Origin of the sequence: Bacillus sp. GMs2/2, from assembly GCF_050172095.1 — a bacterium.
Lineage (GTDB): Bacteria > Bacillota > Bacilli > Bacillales > Bacillaceae_G > Bacillus_A > Bacillus_A cereus.
On sequence record NZ_JBNLYE010000299.1, the window covers coordinates 1 to 4,907 of the forward strand.

Consider the following 4,907-nt stretch of genomic DNA (forward strand, 5'->3'; position numbering starts at 1 on the left):
TTTTTAAAAATACCTCTTGACACCGAATCGAACTATATCGCATAATATAAAAAAATTAGATTGAAAATCGTTGAAGGGAATTAGTACATATGTCTTCTTGCGAAAGAGAGTGGAATTCACCGGCTGAAAGATTCCTCGTATAGAATATATCGAACCTATCCCTGAGTCTTAAATGAAAGTTTAGGCGTTCGCCTGCGTTATAGGCACCAAGTGGATATCTATGTATATCAATTAAGGTGGTACCGCGGAACAATGACCGTTTCGTCCTTTTTATTTTATTAAGGGCGAAGCGGTCATTTTTATTTTGCTCTTAAATACTTCAGTGCAGCATTGATGAGAATAGATATAGTTACAAAGTGAATGAAGTGTAATTTATAAAAAAACTTTGATTTTAGACTTGGGGGATAAAAAAGTGAAAAAACAACGAATTGTTGTAAAGATTGGGAGTAGTTCCTTGGCAGATAGTCATGGAGGCATCTCTACAGAACAGCTTTCAGATCACGTTGCCGCATTGGCTCGGTTGAAAGAAGATGGGCACGAGGTTGTATTAATTACATCTGGAGCCGTCGCTGCAGGTTTTTCAGCGCTAGGATATCCTAGCAGACCTGTAACGATTAAAGGGAAACAGGCTGCAGCAGCTGTCGGACAAAGTTTGTTAATGCAGGCGTACACGGAGGAATTCCGTAAATATGGCATCGTTACTGCGCAACTTTTGCTGACGAGAAGTGATTTTTCTAGAAAAGAACAATATAGTAATGCTTACGCTACGTTAGGAGAATTATTAAACCGTTCCGCTCTTCCAATTATTAATGAAAATGATTCCATCTCTTTAGAGGAGCTAACGTTCGGTGATAATGATATGCTGTCAGCTTTAGTAAGCGGGCTTGTTTCGGCGGATATGCTTATGATCTTTACGGATGTGAACGGGTTATATGACAAAAATCCTCAGAAAAATGCGGATGCAAAAAAATATTATTTTCTTCCTGAAGTTACGGAAGAAATTTCTTCTCTTGCAGGAGATGCAGGCTCAAAACTTGGGACTGGCGGTATGAAATCAAAAATCGATGCTGCAAAGACAGCACTCTCTCTTGGTGTGAGTGTATTTATCGGAACAGGACGTGGACAGGAAAAGTTTGTAGATGTTTTGAAGGGTAAGGGTGATGGAACGTATGTTGGTAATGCTCCTCAAAAAGAAATGAAGATGAACAAGCAATGGATTGCCTTGCATTCGCTTGTTAGCGGACAAATTGAAGTAGATGCTGGGGCAGCTACTGCCATCATTCAGCATGGGAAGAGTTTACTTCCAGCTGGTGTTACGAATGTATCAGGATTTTTCCAAGTGGGTGAAGTTGTAGAGGTTGTAACGCAACAAGGGCGCGTAATAGGAAAAGGACAATGCACATATAGTGCAGAGGAACTAAGAGATGTAAAAGGTATGCAAAGCCAAGATATTCAAGTAAGAGGCGAGAGACATAGTTATGAAGTCATCCATAGGGATCATTGGGTTTCACTTTAAAAAGGAGGAAATAAAAATGAATGAAGTGTTGGCAAAGGGGATAAAAGCAAAAGAGGTTGCTAGAGAACTTGTGCTTAAAACTACAGATCAAAAAAATGAAGCACTTGCTGCAATTGCTAATCAGCTGATAGTAGAAACAGCTTATATTTTAGAAGAAAACAAACGGGATATTGAAGAAGGTAAGGAGAAAGGATTTTCTCATTCACTCCTTGATCGTCTTTTGCTGAATGAACAACGAATTGTTGATATGACAGAGGGTATTAAGCAGTTAATTGAATTACGTGATCCTATTGGAGAATGTGTAAGTGCATGGGAACGACCAAATGGACTATCTATTCAGGAGATGCGCGTACCACTTGGTGTTGTCGGAATGATTTATGAGGCAAGACCGAATGTAACTGTTGATGCTGCTACAATTTGTTTAAAAACAGGAAACGCAGTAATACTACGTGGTAGTTCTTCTGCTATACATTCTAACAAAGCTATCGTTAGCGTTATTCACCGGGCGCTTAAGCAAACTAGCTTGCCTTCAGAAAGTGTACAGCTCATAGAAGATACAACGAGAGATAGTGCAAAACAGTTGTTTACATTGAACGAGTACTTGGATGTTCTTATACCAAGAGGCGGTAAACAATTAATTGATACAGTAGTGAGAGAAGCGTCTGTTCCAGTACTTGAAACAGGTGCGGGAAATTGTCATATATTCATTGATGAAACAGCAGATAAACAAATGGCGTTTAATATTATTATAAACGCAAAAACACAGCGTCCATCTGTATGTAATGCAATTGAGACAATTGTACTTCATGAGAATTGGGCAGAGCAATATGGTAGCGAGTTGTTTTCTTCATTGAAGGAAAGAGGAGTGGAGCTACGTGGTGATAATAAAGCAGTGGCGATTGATCCTTCTATCTTACTTGCGACAGAAGAAGACTGGGAAACTGAGTTTTTATCTCTCACACTAGCAGTGAAAGTGGTTTCCACTGTTGAAGAAGCGATTCATCATATAAATACGTATGGATCTATGCATTCTGAAGCGATTATTACTGAAAACGAGGAAAACGTCAGCAAGTTTTTTACTTCTGTAGATGCCGCGGCACTTTATCATAATGCATCGACTCGTTTTACAGATGGATCCGAATTTGGATTCGGAGCGGAAATTGGTATCAGTACACAAAAGTTACACGTAAGAGGACCAATGGGGCTTCCAGCATTAACTTCTACAAAATATGTGATTCGTGGAAATGGGCAAATTCGAAAATAATAATAAAAGACACTCAATTGGCTTGGGTGTCTTTTATTATAAAAATTATTTACCATACAAATAGCCCAACGAGCATAGCACTTAATAAAGAAACAGCCATCCCGCTAACAAGAAGCTTCCAAACATTTTTACCGATGACTGATGATTTTTCTCCGCCAAATAATGAATTGTAAGTTCCGTAAATCATACCTACTGTACTAAAGTTAGCAAAAGAAGCTAGAAATGTCGTTGCAACCGCAACCGTATGCGGTTGTAGCGACTTTAAGTTTGATTTTAAATCCATCATTGCAACAAATTCATTCGTCGTTATTTTGATCCCCATTAATTCAGCTACATACATAGCATCACTGCCTGATAAACCGAGTAAAAATGCAAAAGGACTAAAGATAATGGAGAAGATTTTTTGAATTGTTAACCCTGTTACAAAAAATCCTAAAATCCCATTTAAACATGCTGTTAAAGCTACATAACCAATTACCATAGCTAAAATAACGATAACCATATTCATCCCAACTAACATACTGTTTGAAATAGTAGAAAAGAAATCCTTTTTTTCATGTTTTGAAGGTGTGTAAACAACGTCTTCTTCTTTCGAAACTTCCACAGGATTTAATACATTGGCTAAAATTAATGCGTTAATACAGTTTAATGGGATTGCGCTGAAAATATATGTTGCTGGCACCATTGATAAATAAGCGCCAAGAATGGATCCGCTAACGCTACTCATACTCATAATTCCAAAAGTTAATAATCGATTTTCTTTTAACACAGATAATTGATCACGAACAACCGCAAGTGCTTCGGTGTTTCCTAAAAACATCATTTGAATCGAAAAGAAACTTTCTAACTTTGGTAAACGAGAAATCTTTGAAATAACTGCACCTACTTTATCAATAATCCAAGTTAAGATTCCGAAATAAGATAGAATATCGAAAAAAGTAATAACAAAAATGATAGGAAGTAACGCACTAAAGAAGAAATCAATGTGCTGACTTTCCATAGCTGAAGGAAATGCAAATCGAATACCTTCATTCGCACATGCTAGTAGCCAACTGAAAAATGACGCAATTTTATTAATGATAATACTGCCGAGCTTTGTGCCTAACATAAACCATGTAATAAAAAGCTCCAATAGGATGAGAATTACAATTGGTCTCCATTTTATATGTTTTTTATTAGGCGAACATAAGAAAACGATTAATATGACAACGAAAATCCCTAACATATTCAATATGAAATACATGTCAACAACTCCTTGAGGCTTATTATTTGTATATAAAAAAGCCTCTATTCTTCCAAATTTGGATTATGATCAGAAGTTATGAAGAGGGTAAATGATGTTTGGGATTCCTGTATTTTAATTTGCTTTATTTTGAGCAATCGCAGTATTTACAAAACAAGTAGCTATTTTCAATTATTTGGTTGCATGTTAAACGTCAGCAAATGTAAACATCGCTTATAAATAAGAACGGTGAGTTGGCCATGAACCTTGGAGTTTTCGAAGTTGTATAATTTGTCCTGTATGATAAGCATCGTGCAAAAGGATATTCAAATATTGTTGCCAAATTGGTAGAGAAGGCTTTGGCTGATCTAGTTCTGCTTCTTGAAAGGATGTTAATGAAGCTTGTAAGGCATCATGTACTTGAAGCGTTCGGTTCACTGTTTGCTGCCAAGCGGCATCATCATTAGGTCCACCTTGGATAAACGTCTCATCATTATTTTGTGGAGCCACAAATGTGTCGTCTTCATGTAAGCGGGAATGTAGGCGTTCTTTAAAGATTAATAAATGGTTCACATTTTCCCAAATCGTATTACTGGCAGCACCTTCTGGTTTCCAACATGCTTGTTCAGCAGTAAGATTTTTTAACGCTTCAGATATCGGTGGGTACCATTCTTCCTCGTAAAAAACTTGTTGGACTCCATTTTGCAACATTTCTTTTCTTCCCATTCTTATAGCCTCCTGTTCATTTTTCTTAATAAAATCAATTCGCTTTTCTCTTCAATAAACCTTCTCTATAGTTGAACAAGAGAGTGAAATACAACGTATAATTGAGCCATTAAAAAATCTCATTTTTAATATGATATTTAATAATCAAGGCTTTCATTGAGTCAGAATGAAAAGAGTAT

The 4,907-nt window shown here is 36.9% G+C and carries 4 protein-coding genes and 1 other annotated feature; of the genes, 2 read left to right on the forward strand and 2 right to left on the reverse strand.

The window, feature by feature from the left end:
* Positions 1 to 61 precede the first annotated feature (61 nt).
* Positions 62 to 272: a binding site (T-box leader), on the forward strand.
* Positions 273 to 412: 140 nt separating this feature from the next.
* Together proB and ACQGS6_RS22850 are read left to right on the forward strand one after the other, a co-directional pair.
* A complete protein-coding gene (gene proB, locus ACQGS6_RS22845; protein WP_000744736.1) occupies positions 413 to 1,516 on the forward strand; it encodes a glutamate 5-kinase in 1,104 nt (367 codons plus the stop codon).
* 16 nt (positions 1,517 to 1,532) lie between these two features.
* Positions 1,533 to 2,780, forward strand: a complete 1,248-nt coding sequence (locus ACQGS6_RS22850; protein ID WP_001006620.1) for a glutamate-5-semialdehyde dehydrogenase — start codon at positions 1,533 to 1,535, stop codon at positions 2,778 to 2,780.
* A 49-nt stretch (positions 2,781 to 2,829) separates the two neighbouring features.
* Here the strand turns inward: ACQGS6_RS22850 and ACQGS6_RS22855 are convergent, their stop codons facing one another.
* Together ACQGS6_RS22855 and ACQGS6_RS22860 are read right to left on the reverse strand one after the other, a co-directional pair.
* The gene (locus ACQGS6_RS22855; RefSeq protein ID WP_000273603.1) at positions 2,830 to 4,023 is read right to left on the reverse strand and encodes a NupC/NupG family nucleoside CNT transporter; all 1,194 of its coding nucleotides are present in this window, start codon (positions 4,021 to 4,023) and stop codon (positions 2,830 to 2,832) included.
* 213 nt (positions 4,024 to 4,236) lie between these two features.
* Entirely contained in the window at positions 4,237 to 4,728 is a 492-nt protein-coding gene (locus ACQGS6_RS22860; protein ID WP_000532721.1) for a DinB family protein, read from the reverse strand.
* Positions 4,729 to 4,907 lie beyond the last annotated feature (179 nt).

Coding starts and splice junctions, on each gene's coding strand:
- ACQGS6_RS22850 (WP_001006620.1), top strand. CDS start 1,533: ATGAATGAAGTGTTGGCAAAGGGGATAAAAGCAAAAGAGGTTGCTAGA.
- ACQGS6_RS22855 (WP_000273603.1), bottom strand. CDS start 4,023: ATGTATTTCATATTGAATATGTTAGGGATTTTCGTTGTCATATTAATC.
- ACQGS6_RS22860 (WP_000532721.1), bottom strand. CDS start 4,728: ATGGGAAGAAAAGAAATGTTGCAAAATGGAGTCCAACAAGTTTTTTAC.